This is a genomic window from Dictyobacter sp. Z7_2, assembly GCF_057551105.1.
The window spans coordinates 1,493,268-1,509,848 of sequence record NZ_BAAJPE010000002.1; the positions used below are offsets into that span (position 1 = coordinate 1,493,268).

Consider the following 16,581-nt stretch of genomic DNA (forward strand, 5'->3'; position numbering starts at 1 on the left):
CTTGACAGGAAGATACCCACCACCTATGATGGAAGTGGGTATCCTATCGGCGAAAAAAACGTGGCAGAAGATACTTGAAGCTTCGTATGCTACGAACATGCGAAGCTCTTTTTACGATCGCGATCATTAGCGAATGAGAATAATCTGGACGCTCCAGAGCGCCAGGCCAATGGCAATCAAACATCCCAGAATGCGCGGTGCACTGTGATTGGCACGTAGGGCCATCGAGATGATGACCACTGCAACGGCAAACAGACTGAGGGGTAACGCATGGATCTGGATGGCTTTTCCAATACGACTCAGCGTCTGTAGCACTGTGATCAGAGTCGATGGAACGGTGAGATTTTTCAAGGTCGTCTCCTTTCTATGTGTGACTGGCGAGGAAAAAGAAAACACCCGCATAATACGAAATGCAGGTGTTTTACAGTGCGATATGACACAATCGTTATGATCCTGTGGCGGCGAGATGAAGCCCAACCGGTCTTCCTCGCTTACGTCGCCCCAGGGCTTTGGCTTTCCGAATATAGCGGTTCCTGGTACTTGTCGGAAGGTTCTTCACAATAGTCTGAGCCGCCCGGAGTCCAGAAAGGTACATCCCCAGGATCACTTGAGCACCCAATTTGCTATGACGTTGCTGCTCGATATCCTCTACCTCCTCTGGTAGCTCATACGCCCGTGCGAAATTGCCCGCACGCATGGAGACCACAGGGATTGGCAGCACCGTTGTATGCATGTAACAAATGACAAGTGTTGGTTTTCGTTGTGCCAGGTGATAGCGCAATTCATAATAGGCAAAGGAATGGGTGAGGACGACGGCAGTGTAGTACTCTCCATTCATCGTGACCTCGTAGAGACGCCCACGAAGGGGGTTGATACGACTCACGGCATAATTATCCACCCGTGCACGGAACATATCGAGCACATCGGTTTCTTTCATCGGCTTCCTTTCCTCCGTGACTAGTGACGCCCATAGCCACGTTCATTCTTGCCTTTGTCATCTTCTTTGAGCGACTTTTCCATCTTCTCTAAGATCGAGGACATCACCATGGAGACGGCATCACCGATTTTGTTGGACAAGTCTTCCTGGATCTTCAACGTGGACTTCATCATCTGCTCACGAAGCGCGGCATTCTTATCGGCTTCCTCGATGCCTCTTTGCGCATCCGCAAGCTCACCAATCGCCGTGGCACGCTTCCTGATACTCTCAATGTGCTTTTGCAAAGAACGTCCTTTGAAGAGAAGCACCGTAGAGCATCCCAGGTCCGCCAGGGCAATTGCACAGACACGAATGACCATACTGTATTGCTCGATACTGCCTGCGGCGACATTGCCATAGTTGGTGATTACGAGATACAGCCCAAACGCTGAACTGGCATTGAGGATCAGCCAGATAAGCGAGACTAACACAGCCTTTCCATACGACGGTTTACCGCTGACAATTTCAGCGAACGAACGGCCCATACTGACCGTACAGGCAGCGATGATACATTCAATGGTGTACGACAACCCATATGCGGCGAAGTTTCCCATGGAACCGGCAAAGAATTTACCAAGATCACTGCCAATCCAGACCACCAGTGCAAAGGGTCCCAGGTATCCAACCATCTGGACAAACGCACCTAGGATACGCTCACCGATATCTTTGTAGTCCTCATCGAAGTCAGCGACCTTATCACGCATTTTCTCAATAGAGCTCCGTTCTGGTTGCGCTACTGATGGGGAAGGATCACTCTTGGGTCGTGCCCTGGGTCGAAACAGCCCGGTGAAAAATCCTTTCACATTAGCAGCGAACTCCTCCTGCCTTTTCATGCGCTCAGTCTCAGCCTGTATTCGCTCAAGCGCGTGATGAGCCTCTTTTCGTTGAAGCTCCCGTACTTCCTCTTCACTCAGGCTGGTTTCAACTTTTCTGCCACGAAAGTTGAGGAATGTTTTTTTCTTGGGCATATCTTCAATGGGGCCGGTTTGTGCTTCAGTCACGTCGTCAGGTTCGCCATGATAGGCACCGTAAAGATCATCTTCTTGTTGCAAGCGTCTACCTCCATATGTTTTATGAACAGACGAATTTGTGTCATAGTCATGTGGAACGATTTAGTGGAACAACAGGGAAAAAGAGGGGTGATAAAAATCGGTAGAAATTGGAGAAGGTAAAATCAAGCTCACCAACTCATAAGTCGTTCATGGGTTGCTTAAAATCTGCTCATGGGAAGTCATGAGATGTTCATGCCTGCATGAGCAAGGGGTGCGATTTTACCTTCTCTCACGACGATTTAGGCTTCGTCTTTGGTAGCGCGTTGGGTATCCTTCAATGCACGCGCAGCACTGCGATGTGCCGCCAGGGACTCCCGATCAAAGCGGCGACTCAGACGCCCCACTTCCGACTTCACCATAGCCAGCAGTCTTACATATTGTGCCATCATAAAAGCACGGCCGTCGTCATGGGCTTTCTGGATCTTGTCTTCAATCTCATGCTGCAATGACTCCAGGTCCTGTAAGTCCTCTTCACGAACCATTGCCGCAGCGCCCGTTAACTTTGTTGCTTTGTTTGCCATCGTGGGATGTACTCCTTTACTTGATAAATCTAGCTACTTGATACATCTAGCCTGAAACTCCAGTGCTAGCGTCTAGCGGCCCAATCAGGGGATGACGAGGCGGCCAGCCGTCAGCATTGGCAACAACACTAAAAGGGGGAGCTTAAACGGGGAGTTTGAACGGGAGAGTTTTCGTATTGCTCGAAGTCTAAGGCACGCCGCACATCTTGCTCCTTCATCAGCACTCCTTTCTCGCAAGGTTCAGCGAATCCGAGGACTTAGACTTTATGGGATTTGCACCCTCATCTCACCTTTATGCATCCGAATGGTGAACGGCTTATCCGTTTCTGCACCCGGACCTACTCAGTGAGCCTCTTTTTTAATTGTTCAAGTACTTATCAGCACGACGTTTGTTACGCATCTTGCAAAAGTTGCGTAAGTTGCGTATATAATAATCAGACAATACACTACTTTGGCTCCAATTGTCAAGAGTAAAGTGACGTAAATTGCATAAGTTGCGTAGGAATGGTAAAATTGCTAGTAAATAGAGGTACAAAAATTTTGAAGGAGGCAACAATGGCAGTCAAAAACAGGCAATTAATCATTTTAATTGACAATGAAACCTATTATGCTGCACAAAAAGCACAAGAAGAGTTGGGAATGACTTATAGTGCATTGAGAAATCAAGTCATAGCCGGAAATATCCAAACCAGAATCCCCCCAGGAAAAAGGCAGGCATACTATAGAGCTAAGGATGTGGACGGTCTCTCTAGAGAGATGCAAGCTTTTTCCTTACAGAGAAAAAATAAGCCTACCCAGTTTGCAAGGGTAAGCACCTTAGAGGAAATGAACGCATGCTTGAATATAAGCAAAGCCCTTTTTGGCTCGGAAAGAGGGGATATAGCTAAGCACATGAAAATATTAGCTAAGAATCCTGAAACATACTATATGATAAAGGATGAAGACCAAATCATAGGTTATACAGCTATATGGCCTGTAAAACCCAAAAAGCTTAATGATCTACTTGCACAAACCATACCCGTAAAAATATCGCCAGATGACATAGAGATTTTCGAAGCGGGAAAGGTCATAGATATATACGTCAACGTGATCGGGATAAACCCCATTTTCGCTAAAGAGGAAAAACGATTATATGGAGCCAGGCTTATATCAGGCTTAATAGAAGTCATAGTTAACTTAGGAGAAAGAGGAATATCAATAGAAGCTATCGCTGCAAGAAGTAACATGCCAGACGGAATCAGGTTGATGAAGGGTATTGGCTTCACAGAAATTGAACCACTGACTCCCGAAAGAAGGACATTCATGATCAACATCAAAGAGTCTGGCACTCCCTTTATAATGCAATATAAAAAAGCATTGAGGGATAGCACAAACGTTGGCAACATAGTTGAGTAAATCTGTATAGGGTATAATAGAATTGATCTATGATCCCGCTGCTCAATGAAAGGTGAATTTTCCATGCCAACCCAAGAGGAACGCATCGTAAGGCTAGAACAAACCACAAAGGAATATCGACCAGTTTTACAGAGCGTGGCATATGAATTAACTATGGTAAAAGGGATAATCATTGACCAGACTGAAACCACTCAAGAACTCAAGCAAGATATGAGCGAGGTCAAAACACGGTTAACCCGTATCGAGGCACAACTCGATACTATCCTTGCACTTTTAAAGCCTTCTTAATAGCAACATGATTAGCCAGGTTATATGTAGCAATGGTGTAGCAACAGCTAAACACATCTTCAGTTTCTGGGAAATGACGGCGCATAAAAGAGAGAATTAGGAGCACAGAAAAAACACAAGAATACGACCAAAAACAAGAGGTCAATAGTTCAAATCCTCTCACCCCGACCAATCTAAAAGGCTAGAAGTCTCTCATAAAGAAGCTTCTAGCCTTTTTATGTACCTGAATTTTTCACCTATCTATGTGATTGGGGAAACAAGCCAAAAGGTGTAATCCCACCTATATACCTTACATTCTCAAAACCGACATGTTATTATTCTAAATGAAATGTGGAATATGGACTGAGTGCGAAGGAGAAAAACGATGGCAACAATTGAAGAAAGGTTGCAAGTCCTTGAGCAAGAACATACTAGTCTCAAGAAAACCATTGAATTACAAACTATCGCTATAGGCGCATTAGTCAACAAAGCGACATTAGAAAAACTCAATGAGAAATATGATAGAATATTCGACACCCTTATAACTCATGACAATTTTACTAATACACAACTCGCCGAACTAAGAAGTCAATACACTGAATTAGATGGTAAAGTTACAGGACTACAAACCGAGATGCGTCAACGATTCAATAGCGTTGAAACAACCATTAATAGTCTAGGAACATCCATTGGCAGCGTTGAAACAACCATCAACGACCATACCAAGCTTCTCACACAAATCCTTGAACGCCTACCCAAACACCCCTAAAAGTCAGGGAGCAAAACCCCACTGTATAATTTAAGCCCTCTCATCCCGGCCAATCTAAAAGGCTAGAAGTATCTTCAATAAAGACGCTTCTAGGCTTATTTATTTCTTCTTGAAAGCTGTAATCAGAGTAGCGCCAGGCGTAAACAACTTATGCTGGCGTACCTGCTCCATATTGCCCAGTTCAAGCCAATTTTTGATGACCGGGAACTCATAGCATGTACCTCCAACGATAGTCATAGTGATGGCCATAAATTGCACCATCAGGCTTGCCAGATTGAAATGATGCTTTTGGTCTGTGACCTGATCGACAAAAACGAGCATGCCTCCAGGCTTTAACACGCTAGCGACCTGAGCCAGGATCGCCTGATTCTGCTCAGGTTGCAGTAAATGAGCGATATGAAAATACAGAGCGACATCAAATGAGGCTTGCAGCATTTGGGAAAAATCATCCTGAACGATATCGCCGCAGACAAAGCTCATCCGATCTTCCAGATGGCTCTGCTTGGCGGTACGTCTGCCCGCGTCGATCCCTGGCTGAATATCGAGGATAGTGGCATGTAAGGCGGGATACTTATGGCACAGTAAGGCGCTATAAGCGGCATGAGAGCCGCCCACATCGAGCAGGCTGGTAGATTGTGCAGGCAGCTTGATACGACCGATCATCTCGCCGCCCATGGCCGTAGCCAGGGAGGCCAATCCAGCATAGTGACGCGCCAAAAGCTGTTGCATAATTGGATCTTGCGCATCTTCCTCATAAGGCATGCGCATGTCTTGTTGATAAGTACGTACCACCTCTGGCATATGATCCCAGATAGAGACGATATCGGGACTATGCAGAATGTACGGTGCAAGCGAGACTGGCGATGAGGAAAGGAGCCAGCGTCGTGTCAAACGCGTATTCATATACATGTCATTACGTAGCCGGATATATCCAGAGGAAATGAGGATCTGCAAGAGCAGGCGCAGTCCCTGGGGATGACATTGTACGCGTTCGGCCAGATCTGATAATGATAAAGCATCCTTCTCCAACGCATCAAAGAGATTCAGCTCGCAAGCGGTCACCAGAGCTTTGGCAATACCTGCTCCTAAAGGAGTATCAAATAAAGGTGAGGGCAAGATATTGAGACGCGCTGCCAGATACTCAAGTGGAGTTAAACGCAATGGCATAGCAGTAAACCTTTCAGAAAAATACACTCATCCAACTTTACTTATCATGCAAGCTATCAGAAGATAGATGTTTGATACAGATACTATGAGTATAATCTTCAGGCAAATATGATACTTAGCAGCCAGCCAGTACTTAGCACGAGACAGTTCAAAACCACCACTAAAAAATAGCGTTGAGCTGTCTGAGCAGGAAATCTCTTTTCGTTCCAGAAAGCAATGATGATAACCAGAAGAACGGAGAGCAGCAACGTCAATCCCAGGATTACTACATGAACCATCACGACCCCCGTCACGGCCAATCCCAGGATCAGTGCCTCGGCTAACATGATGAGTAGAGGACACACAATCTGTGTACCGCGTATTCCCAGTACGACAGCCAGAGTCCGAGCATGCTGAGCTGCATCCGCTTGAATATCGGGCAAAGAATTGGCCAGATTAAGTACAATGCCCAGGAGCGCTGCCACTGGAAATAACCAGAAGACGAAAGATGATGCATGACCAACACCGACAAATGCATAGATAGGGATCAGTGGAATTGCCAGCGCGAAGACAATGCCGCTCCAGGGAGTTGATTTCAGGCCCAGATTATAGCTCTGGCCAAAGATGAGATAGAGGAACGAGAGCAGGATCGCCAGTGGAGGCAGGGGAAGCAAGAGAAGTACCATCAGAGAAAGCCAGAAGATACCAAATAGCAGGGCTTCAGTGGGTCGCACGAGACCACTCACGAGAGGTTTACGCATTTTTTGACTCTCGCTGTCAAGTCGCCGATCAAAATAATCATTGAATACAGCGATCGACAATTGCATCGAAGTATGGGCGGCAACGACCAGCAGAACAGTCATCCAATCAATGTGCGGCCAGGATGCCAGCAGCGCAAACAGTAGCACTGCAATTATGTGCAGCAACACCGGCAGTGGATGACAGAGTAAAAAAAAGCCCAGCGCAACATCGCTGGGCCGTCGCTGCTTCAGGGTCCTCATGCCAAGCCTCCGCATCACTATCTTTCCTTAAGCATATATTCCGATCAAAAGTTACCAGACGGGCAAACGATCCAGGACCGCTTTAAACCATTCATTGCGCATGTCAGAACCTGCCACGAGCAGAGTAATCCAGATACCGAGGACAGTGCCTGAAATCCAGAGACACACCATCAAGGTGTCGCTATTAGCCATGATCATCGCGTTCCAGATTGGTGCAACCACGGAGGGAAGCGGATCATGCACGCTACTTCCAAAAACAGCAACACGAATTGCTTGCTGATCGAAGAGAAGCCCACACATAGCCACTGTTGCAAGCAAACTTGCAATCAGTATCTCAGAGACAGAAGGACGAAATGCCAGGATAGATTGCGGTTGGGCTATCTGTCTCTCGGTACGTTGAGTATTCAAAGCAATGCGTCGCATCACATTGACAGTTAGATCGGCTGGCTCTTGGATCATTTCCATCGTGTTGAGTATGTGATCAATCTCTTCCAGCAAAAAATAATCATTACTACAAACGGGACAAGTTGAGAGATGGGATTCCAGGGCACGTGTTTGTTCCACATTGAGCTGTTTATCCGTGTAGAGTTGTAACTGATGTCCAGCTTTAGAACAATGCATGACTAACCTCTCGTTTTCCATTCTTGATCAAACGCCTCAAGACGCTCTTTTAGTAAGTTGCGAGCGCGAAATAAATGCGTCTTTATTGTCCCGATAGGCATAGTCAAAATTTCAGCCATCTCCTCATAGGTCATATCCTGCAAATGTCGCAGCACAAGTACAACTCGATATTTCGCAGGCAATGTTGAGATATGCTCACGGACCAAGGCTTGTCGATCATGGATCTCTAATTCTGCACCAATACGCTCATCAGTATCAACGGCTTCCGATTGCATCGCCATCTGCAAAGCAGTATCGCGATTGCGTTGCTCTATCTGCTTTAGTGCACAATTATAAGCAATGCGATGAAGCCAGGTAGAAAAGCGGGCATCTCCACGAAATGAAGAAAGTCCTTGCCAGGCAGCGAGAAATGTCTCTTGTGTCACCTCGTTTGCCTCTTCATAATGTTGAAGCATGCGATAAACAAGATTAAAGACACGACGTTGGTGCTTTTGCACAAGCACAGCGAAAGCCTCTTGATTGCCCGCTTTGCTAGCAATGACAAGAGCAGCGTCATCCTGCTCAACAGAAGCAGAAGTTATATTTGGAAGAGACATTCCAATACTATGTGGTGGCTGCAATAAATACTCACTCATCATACTATCTTAGAGAACCAATAAAAAGAAAAAGTTTCGTGAATGTAACGAAACATCTACCCAGATCAAACGTATCTTATCATAACAGAAAGAATTCTGTATAAAGAGGTAGCCAAAAAATGTCATACAACGTTATAGTAATTCTTCTCGGCTGGATGATCGCTCTCGCGATCTTCCTGGGATTTATTATTTTATTACGGTACATCCAATATCGGGAACGCATGGCCATGATTACCCACGGCATCCCTCCGAGAGAGAGGAATCGTCAAAGGCGTCACCACGGCATACTTCGTGCTGGCCTGATTACAATGATGGTGGGACTTACACTCATGATTGGACTCTATCCTCTCGGATTTGTCTTACCATCCACATTTACAGCCACGCCGCTTCATCTTGGACCCTGGCTGCTCCCGGGGCTTATTCCTTTCGGAGTTGGCCTGGCACTGGCCGTCAGTTATTATCTGGAGCAGGGCTCACAAAACGACGTGGAAGAGACCAAAGATCCGAAGCACAAAGAGATGGAAGGGAAAAAAGTTATTACCTTCAACGATCATATCAATCATGACAACCGCGAGCATCCTGGCAGGTAATCGTGGGGAATTAAAAAAACTCGTGTAGAAACCCTTGACAGAAAAGCCGCTCAGTGTTATTATCTCACTTGCGCCCGACAGTAAGTTGGAGGCGCCTACATAGCGAAAGCGCAGTAGATGAAGAACCTGAACAACTGAAGAGTGGTAAGGAAACAGATAAACAATAAGCCAGTCAATTTGCTTTGATAAGCTTGCCCAAAATATAAAATAGTAAATCTCTTTAGTGAGATTTGCACATATAAAATTTGATGGCGAGTTTGATCCTGGCTCAGGATAAACGCTGGCGGCGTGCCTAACACATGCAAGTCGAACGCTCTGAGTAATCAGAGAGTGGCGGACGGGTGAGTAACACGTGGGCAATCTACCCCGAGGTGAGGAATACCGGCGAGAAATCGCCGACAATACCGCATACGCTCCGCAAGGAGCAAAGTCTGCAAAGACGCCCTGGGATGAGCCTGCGCTCGATTAGCTAGTTGGTGGGGTAATAGCTCACCAAGGCTTCGATCGATAGCTGGTCTGAGAGGACGATCAGCCACACTGGGATTGAGAACGGCCCAGACTCCTACGGGGGGCAGCAGTGAGGAATTTTCGTCAATGGGGGCAACCCTGAACGAGCAACGCCGCGTGCAGGAAGAAGGTTTTCGGATCGTAAACTGCTTTTCTCTGGGACGAGAACGGACGGTACCAGAGGAATCAGCCTCGGCTAACTACGTGCCAGCAGCCGCGGTAATACGTAGGAGGCGAGCGTTGTCCGGAGTTACTGGGCGTAAAGCGCACGCAGGCGGTCAGATCAGTCTGGAGTGACAGTCGTCGGCTTAACCGACGAAGTGTTCTGGAAACTGTCTGACTTGAGGGCTTCAGAGGGACACGGAATTCCGGGTGGAGTGGTGAAATGCGTAGATATCCGGAGGAACACCAATGGCGAAGGCAGTGTCCTGGGAAGTACCTGACGCTCAGGTGCGAAAGCTAGGGGAGCGAACAGGATTAGATACCCTGGTAGTCCTAGCCGTAAACGATGACCACTAGACGTTGGGGGTATCGACCCCTTCAGTGTCGCAGTTAACACGATAAGTGGTCCGCCTGGGGAGTACGGTCGCAAGATTAAAACTCAAAGGAATTGACGGGGACCCGCACAAGCAGCGGAGCGTGTGGTTTAATTCGATGCAACGCGAAGAACCTTACCAAGGCTTGACATGGATTTGCACCAGCGGTAATGCGCTGTCTCTTCGGAGCGGATCCACAGGTGCTGCATGGCTGTCGTCAGCTCGTGTCGTGAGATGTTGGGTTAAGTCCCGCAACGAGCGCAACCCCTGTCGTTAGTTGAAGTGATCTAACGAAACTGCCATTTCAAAATGGAGGAAGGCGGGGATGACGTCAAGTCAGCACGGCCCTTACGCCTTGGGCGACACACACGCTACAATGGTCAGGACAAAGAGTTGCCAACCCGCGAGGGGGAGCTAATCTCGTCAAACCTGGCCTCAGTTCAGATCGGAGGCTGAAACTCGCCTCCGTGAAGGTGGAGTTGCTAGTAACCGTAGGTCAGCACACTACGGTGAATACGTTCCCGGGTCTTGTACACACCGCCCGTCACACCACGAAAGTTGGCAACACTTGAAGCCGCTGGGCTAACTCTTCGGAGAGGCAAGCGTCGAGGGTGGGGTCAGTGATTGGGGTGAAGTCGTAACAAGGTAGCCGTACCGGAAGGTGCGGCTGGATCACCTCCTTTCTAGGGAGCTACCGCCAATGTTCTTCATCGAAGAACGTATCAAAATTGGCGCACTTCCAGGTCGGTCTTACTTCACATGAGTAAGAGATCAACATGAGCTTGTCTTAGCACTGGCGTTTAGCTGCTCCGCCTTACCACTCTTTAGTTGTTCGAGTCCGCCATCTCAGCACTCGACATGTAGTATCCGCACACATGCGGGCTTTTAGCTCAGTTGGTTAGAGCGCAGTCCTGATAAGACTGAGGTCTCTGGTTCGAGTCCAGAAAGGCCCATCTGGGGATGTAGCTTAGTTGGTAGAGCACCGCCTTTGCACGGCGGGGGTCAGGAGTTCGAGTCTCCTCATCTCCATTCAGAATTGATCATCCGCAGTTTGTACATGCGGGTGGCATGGTGACATTAGCGAAAGAGAAACACCCGTTCCCATCCCGAACACGGTAGTTAAGTCTTTCAGCCCTGACGATACTCTGTGGGCAACTGCATTGGGAAAATAAGACGTCGCCATTCCACCCGCCTGCATAAACGCAAGCAACATATGCGGGCTTTTAGCTCAGCTGGTTAGAGCGCAGTCCTGATAAGACTGAGGTCTCTGGTTCGAGTCCAGAAAGGCCCACCCCTCAAAATAAGACGGTCACCCCGTCTTATTTTTTTGCTCACAATCAGCGCGTCACATCTTTCACCACTCACATCCATGGTATAGTCTTCTCCCCTCCATCTTAAGAAAGTGTAGCTGACAACCGATTATTAGGTAATGATACGGCACACATTACAGCTAAACATCATACTCCTAAACTATCAGATGAGGCGAATTTCATGGATCTTCATACTATAAAAGAAGTGAAACTGCCTGAAGCCGCAAACGCAGTTCTCTGGCGCGAGGGCTATGCCTGGCTAGCCGGTGGCACCTGGCTTTTTTCAGAACCGCAAGTAGCCCTCGACACTCTGATCGATATTGAAACGCTTGGCTGGCCAGCACTTCATGCATCAGAGGATGGACTCGACATCGCCGCCACCTGTCGCATCGTTGAGTTAAATCAATTTCCCCCTCCCCCTGAATGGACGGCGGCACCACTATTGCGCGAGTGTTGCCGCTCGCTGCTCGCCTCATTCAAAATCTGGAACGCAGCAACCGTCGGAGGAAATATCTGTGCATCGTTGCCAGCCGGCTCAATGATTTCCCTGGCTGTCGCACTCGAAGGTGTGTATACATTGTGGCCACGCGATGCAGCCCCGAGACAAATCCCGGCTGCCAATTTTGTCATCGGAGACCACGTGAATATACTTCAACCAGGTGAGTTGCTACGCAACATCCATTTGCCCGCCAGGGCGCTCACCAAACACTTTGTATTTCGTCGTTCTTCATCGACCCATCTGGGACGCTCAGCCGTCCTACTCATCGGCACACAAACCGCACAGACAGACGATCTACTACTCACAATCACAGCGGCGACAACCCAACCAGTACAGATACGCTTTGACCATATGCCTGCTACTGACGAGCTACATCATCATATCGAGACGGCAGTCCCAAACATCCTCTACTTCGACGATCCATATGGAACGCCAACGTATCGCCGTAATCTTACCTACTACTATGCCGAGCAAATCCGCGCCGAGCTGGCGCAGAAAGGAGCCAAGGCATGAATTACACCATCAACACAAAAAGCTTCTCAGTCAAGCCTGAGCCAGGCCAATGCCTAAGAACGTTTTTACGCGAACTCGGTTTCTTCGGAGTCAAAAAGGGATGCGACTCAGGTGATTGCGGCGCATGTACCGTCTGGCTCGATGGAGTCCCTGTACATAGCTGCGTGATGCCAGCCTTTCGGGCTGCCGGCCATCAGGTCACGACGATCGAAGGATTGAAACAAGGAGACACACTGCATCCCATGCAGCAAGCGTTCCTCGACGCACAAGCCTTCCAATGTGGCTTCTGCACGGCAGGTATGATCATGACGGCAGCCGCACTCGATAAAGAGGCACAGGCCGACCTTCCAAGAGCGCTCAAGGGCAATCTATGCCGCTGCACTGGCTACACCAGCATCGACGATGCCATTCACGGTGTCGTTTCCGCTGACGAAGATATTGCAGGAGCCGCCTGTGGAAGTAGTCTGAAAAATCCCTTTGGAGAAGCCATTGTGACCGGAGAGGCTCGCTATACCCTCGACATCTCAATGGAATCCATGCTCCATCTCAAAGTATTGCGCTCTCCCCACCCACACGCAGAGATCAAATCCATCGACCGCCGCCAGGCTATGGCTGTGCCAGGAGTCATCGCTATCTTTACCTGGGAGGATGTTCCACGCCGACTCTACAGCACAGCGACTCACGAAGATCATCTGGTCGATCCCGACGATACCTACGTCCTCGACAACGTTGTTCGCTTTATCGGGCAACGCGTTGCGGCTGTTGTCGCAGAGACAGTCGGTGCAGCCGAAGAGGCATGCCGTCTGCTCTACGTCGAGTACAAAATCTTGCCGGCAGTCTTTGATCCAGAAGAGGCTATGAATCCCAGTGCACCGCTCCTCCACGACAAAGGAAGTGAAGCCAAAGGGAACATCTACGTCGACATTCATGGCGAGGTTGGTTGCGTCGCAGCGGGATTCAAGGAAGCGGATGCGATCCACGAGATGACATATTCAACATCACGCGTACAGCATGTCCACCTCGAAACGCATGGCTGTGTTACCTGGAAAAGCGACGATGGACGTATTCATGTTCGTACGAGCACACAGGCTCCCTTTATCACCAAAGGCAAACTCTGCCATATCTTCGGACTCGCACCGGGCAACGTGCACGTCTTTACCGAGCGTGTCGGAGGCGGATTCGGCGGCAAGCAGGAGATGATCTCCGAGGATCTGTGTGTCCTTGCCACCTTGAAAACTGGACGCCCGGTGATGTGGGAGTTCACCCGTGGAGAGCAATTCACCAGCGCAACCACGCGTCATCCCATGGCGACCCGTGTCAAGCTCGGTGCAAAACGCGATGGCACACTGACCGCGATAGAGTTCCGCGTCGTCTCCAATACCGGAGCGTATGGAGGACACGCCAGCGAAACACTCGCAGCGTCCCTCGGCAACCCGTTGACCGTCTATCGCTGTGCCAACAAGAAAGCCGATGGCTACGCCGTCTATACTAATATGGTGCCAGCTGGAGGCTTTCGTGGCTACGGCTCGGCCCAGACAACATTTGCCATCGAGTGCGCGATCGATGATCTCGCCCGTTTGCTTGGCATCGACGCTTACGAGATCCGCCGCAAAAATATGATCCGACCAGAAGACTGGATAGAATCGATCTGGCAGGATACTCAGGATGTAACTTTCGGCAGTTATGGTCTCGATCAATGTCTTGATCAAGTCGAGGAAGCATTAGCAAGCGCTCGTGGGGCAGCCAGGCCCGAGGGAGACGATTGGGTTGAAGGCAAAGGGATCGCTCTGGCGATGCTAGAAAGCGGTCCTCCTACCGAGCATCGATCGGGAGCGGAAATGAAGCTCCTGCCGGACGGTATCTATCATCTTGCGGTCGGCTCGACGGAGATGGGAAACGGATCAGTTACTTCGCATCGCCAGATCGCCGCAACCGTACTCGGTTCGCAGGCGAAAAGCATCACGATCATCAACGCCGACACCGATCAGACTCCTTACGATACAGGAACCTTCGCCAGCACGGGTACCGTCATTGCAGGCAAGGCAGTAGAGCTGACAGCCAAAGCATTGCGCGATAACATCATTGAGTTTGCCGCCCGCTTTATGCAAACAGAGCCAGCAGATTGTCGTCTGGAAAACGATCAGGTCATCTGTGGCAGGCGACAGATTTCACTGGCAGAACTCTATACCGCAGGTCACCTAGAAGGCCATCACTTCGCAGCCAAGCGCAAAGCGTCATTGTCACCACGCTCGGTTGCCTTCAACGTACATGGAGTGCGCGTTGCCGTGCATCGTATCACTGGCGAGATCACAATTTTACACAGCGTCCACGCAGCAGATATTGGGAAGCTGATCAATCCGATGCAATGCCGAGGCCAGATCGATGGTGCCATCGCCATGGGAGTTGGCTGGGCTCTCTATGAAAAGATGATGTATGACAACAATGGTACGATGCTCAATCCGGCGTTACGCAGCTATCGCATTCCCGCCTTTGCCGATGTTCCTCATAGCGAGGTATACTTCGCCGACACCTATGACAAAATTGGTCCACTCGGAGCCAAGGCGCAAGGCGAGTGTGCGATTAATCCAGTCGCCCCAGCGATTGCCAATGCCGTAGCAGACGCGACCGGCATTCGCTTCCCTCACTTACCACTGACGCCTGATCGCATCTTCGAGAAACTCAGCTTTCAAGCATAGGCTATTATTATCCTTATACGAGCAATTGCATGAAAGCAGCAAAGCTGACGTATAATAATACTTTCAATTAGTCTGCCCTGAATGATTCAGGAATAGACATTTAGTAGGAGTAAGGAGTTACCGGATGACAACACTGCTCGCAAAAAACGCGACAATTGTAGTCACAATGGATGGCGAGCGCCGGGAGTTGCGGGACGCCGGGCTATTCGCTCGAGATGGCATCATTGAGCAGGTAGCCTCTACTGATGAGTTACCTACCTCAGCTGATGTGGTACTCGATCTACGGGGACAAATTTTATTGCCCGGATTTGTGAACTGCCATCATCACCTGGATCAGGTTTTAACCAGAAACCTTCCGGTGGCTCAGAATATTAATCTCTTCCGCTGGCTACGCGCTCTTTATTCTATCTGGGGACAGCGTACACCGGAGGCATCTCGTACAACCACAATTATCGGCCTGGCAGAGCTTGCTCTCTCCGGCTGCACAACGGCCTTCGATCATACTTACATCTTCAAAAATGGTTGCAAGCTTGACGATCAGATCCACGCGGCTCAGGAATTAGGAGTGCGTTTTATGGCCTCGCGCGGCAGTATGTCGCTTGGAGAGTCAAAGGGGGGTCTTCCTCCCGATGATTGTGTCGAGGCGGAGGATGACATTCTTGCCGACTCGCTCAGGATCATTCAGCAATATCACGATCCAAATCCGGGATCGATGCTCCAAATTGTCCTGGCTCCTTGCTCTCCGTTCAGCGTCACCTCGGACCTGATGCGCGAGTCCGCTCGCCTGGCACGAGATCGTGGCGTGCGCTTGCATACACATCTCTGCGAGACATTAGATGAAGAGCGCTATACCTTCGATCATTTCCAGATGCGTCCTGTGGAATACATGCAATCGTTGGGATGGATCGGAGACGATGTCTGGTATGCCCATGCGATTCATGTCAACGATGATGAAATCCATCTTTTCTCACAAAAAGGCACAGGAGTGTGTCATTGTCCATCATCGAACATGCGGCTGGCCTCAGGTATTGCGCCCGTCAAGAAATATCGGGAGAAGGGAGTGAAGGTTGGCCTTGGCGTTGATGGCTCAGCCAGTAATGACTCCTCTAATCTGCTCATCGAAGTGCGCGAGGCCATGCTGCTTGCCAGACTGAAGATGGGACTGTGGCCACCCGAGGGACCAATGTCAGTGCTCTCCACTTCTCATCCACTCCGCGACAAGGAATGGATGACGGCACGCGAGGCCCTGGAGATCGCTACCATCGGAGGGGCAGAGGTACTGGGACGATCCGACATCGGCTCATTGGAACCAGGCAAGTGCGCTGACTTCTTCACACTTGATCTCAACACGATTAACTATGCAGGCGCACTGAGTGATCCCGTGGCGGCCGTTGTCTTCTGTGCGCCACAACGTGCGTACTACACGGTTGTAGGTGGACGCCTGATCGTCGACAAAGGTGAGATTGCCACGCTCGATATCGGCCCGGTCATTGAGGAGCACAATCGCCACGCAGCGAAACTTGCCACAGCCGCAGGATAGCCTCAGC

At 49.4% G+C, this 16,581-nt stretch carries 15 protein-coding genes, 3 tRNA genes and 2 rRNA genes; 12 read left to right on the top strand and 8 right to left on the bottom strand.

Features of this window, described 5'->3' with window-relative positions:
* Positions 1 to 126 precede the first annotated feature (126 nt).
* The 4 genes from AC27N8_RS19635 to AC27N8_RS19650 all read right to left on the bottom strand — a co-directional run bounded on the left by AC27N8_RS19635 (position 127) and on the right by AC27N8_RS19650 (position 2,549).
* Positions 127 to 351, bottom strand: a complete 225-nt coding sequence (locus tag AC27N8_RS19635) for a hypothetical protein (RefSeq protein WP_487069098.1) — start codon at positions 349 to 351, stop codon at positions 127 to 129.
* A 94-nt stretch (positions 352 to 445) separates the two neighbouring features.
* Positions 446 to 937: a hypothetical protein gene (locus tag AC27N8_RS19640; protein WP_487069099.1), complete on the bottom strand. Its 492-nt coding sequence runs from the start codon at positions 935 to 937 to the stop codon at positions 446 to 448.
* A 20-nt stretch (positions 938 to 957) separates the two neighbouring features.
* On the bottom strand, positions 958 to 2,028 hold the full coding sequence (locus AC27N8_RS19645; RefSeq protein ID WP_487069100.1) for a hypothetical protein: 1,071 nt from the start codon (positions 2,026 to 2,028) through the stop codon (positions 958 to 960).
* Positions 2,029 to 2,267: 239 nt separating this feature from the next.
* Complete coding sequence (locus tag AC27N8_RS19650; protein ID WP_487069101.1) at positions 2,268 to 2,549, bottom strand: hypothetical protein; 282 nt, start codon at positions 2,547 to 2,549, stop codon at positions 2,268 to 2,270.
* A 555-nt stretch (positions 2,550 to 3,104) separates the two neighbouring features.
* On the opposite strand from AC27N8_RS19650, the gene AC27N8_RS19655 reads away from it, so the two are divergent.
* From AC27N8_RS19655 to AC27N8_RS19665, 3 genes are all read left to right on the top strand, one after another.
* Complete coding sequence (locus AC27N8_RS19655; RefSeq protein WP_487069102.1) at positions 3,105 to 3,944, top strand: hypothetical protein; 840 nt, start codon at positions 3,105 to 3,107, stop codon at positions 3,942 to 3,944.
* A gap of 63 nt (positions 3,945 to 4,007) precedes the next feature.
* The gene (locus tag AC27N8_RS19660) at positions 4,008 to 4,232 is read left to right on the top strand and encodes a hypothetical protein (protein WP_487069103.1); all 225 of its coding nucleotides are present in this window, start codon (positions 4,008 to 4,010) and stop codon (positions 4,230 to 4,232) included.
* Positions 4,233 to 4,596: 364 nt separating this feature from the next.
* Positions 4,597 to 4,980 (top strand): hypothetical protein, encoded by a 384-nt coding sequence (locus AC27N8_RS19665; RefSeq protein ID WP_487069104.1) that lies wholly within the window; start codon positions 4,597 to 4,599, stop codon positions 4,978 to 4,980.
* Positions 4,981 to 5,079: 99 nt separating this feature from the next.
* Here the strand turns inward: AC27N8_RS19665 and AC27N8_RS19670 are convergent, their stop codons facing one another.
* From AC27N8_RS19670 to AC27N8_RS19685, 4 genes are all read right to left on the bottom strand, one after another.
* Positions 5,080 to 6,147, bottom strand: coding sequence for a methyltransferase family protein (locus AC27N8_RS19670; RefSeq protein ID WP_487069105.1), 1,068 nt, complete (start codon positions 6,145 to 6,147; stop codon positions 5,080 to 5,082).
* Between the two features lie 98 nt (positions 6,148 to 6,245).
* On the bottom strand, positions 6,246 to 7,127 hold the full coding sequence (locus tag AC27N8_RS19675) for a UbiA family prenyltransferase (RefSeq protein ID WP_487069106.1): 882 nt from the start codon (positions 7,125 to 7,127) through the stop codon (positions 6,246 to 6,248).
* 51 nt (positions 7,128 to 7,178) lie between these two features.
* Positions 7,179 to 7,748, bottom strand: a complete 570-nt coding sequence (locus tag AC27N8_RS19680) for an anti-sigma factor family protein (RefSeq protein ID WP_487069107.1) — start codon at positions 7,746 to 7,748, stop codon at positions 7,179 to 7,181.
* Positions 7,749 to 7,750: 2 nt separating this feature from the next.
* Positions 7,751 to 8,344 (bottom strand): RNA polymerase sigma factor, encoded by a 594-nt coding sequence (locus tag AC27N8_RS19685; protein WP_487069108.1) that lies wholly within the window; start codon positions 8,342 to 8,344, stop codon positions 7,751 to 7,753.
* Between the two features lie 158 nt (positions 8,345 to 8,502).
* Between AC27N8_RS19685 and AC27N8_RS19690 the strand changes: the two genes are divergently transcribed.
* The 9 genes from AC27N8_RS19690 to AC27N8_RS19730 all read left to right on the top strand — a co-directional run bounded on the left by AC27N8_RS19690 (position 8,503) and on the right by AC27N8_RS19730 (position 16,574).
* Complete coding sequence (locus tag AC27N8_RS19690; protein ID WP_487069109.1) at positions 8,503 to 8,973, top strand: DUF6249 domain-containing protein; 471 nt, start codon at positions 8,503 to 8,505, stop codon at positions 8,971 to 8,973.
* Positions 8,974 to 9,218: 245 nt separating this feature from the next.
* A 16S ribosomal RNA gene (locus AC27N8_RS19695) occupies positions 9,219 to 10,699 on the top strand.
* Positions 10,700 to 10,895: 196 nt separating this feature from the next.
* Positions 10,896 to 10,969 (top strand) — tRNA-Ile (locus tag AC27N8_RS19700).
* A 3-nt stretch (positions 10,970 to 10,972) separates the two neighbouring features.
* Positions 10,973 to 11,045 (top strand) — tRNA-Ala (locus tag AC27N8_RS19705).
* Positions 11,046 to 11,083: 38 nt separating this feature from the next.
* Positions 11,084 to 11,201 (top strand): 5S ribosomal RNA (rrf, locus tag AC27N8_RS19710).
* A gap of 32 nt (positions 11,202 to 11,233) precedes the next feature.
* Positions 11,234 to 11,307 (top strand) — tRNA-Ile (locus AC27N8_RS19715).
* Positions 11,308 to 11,507: 200 nt separating this feature from the next.
* Complete coding sequence (locus tag AC27N8_RS19720; protein WP_487069110.1) at positions 11,508 to 12,338, top strand: FAD binding domain-containing protein; 831 nt, start codon at positions 11,508 to 11,510, stop codon at positions 12,336 to 12,338.
* Entirely contained in the window at positions 12,335 to 15,034 is a 2,700-nt protein-coding gene (locus tag AC27N8_RS19725) for a molybdopterin-dependent oxidoreductase (RefSeq protein ID WP_487069111.1), read from the top strand. Before AC27N8_RS19720 ends, AC27N8_RS19725 begins: the two co-directional genes overlap by 4 nt.
* A gap of 124 nt (positions 15,035 to 15,158) precedes the next feature.
* Positions 15,159 to 16,574 carry an 8-oxoguanine deaminase gene (locus AC27N8_RS19730; protein ID WP_487069112.1) on the top strand — a complete coding sequence of 472 codons (1,416 nt, stop codon included), beginning with the start codon at positions 15,159 to 15,161 and terminating at the stop codon, positions 16,572 to 16,574.
* The last annotated feature ends 7 nt before the right edge of the window (positions 16,575 to 16,581 follow it).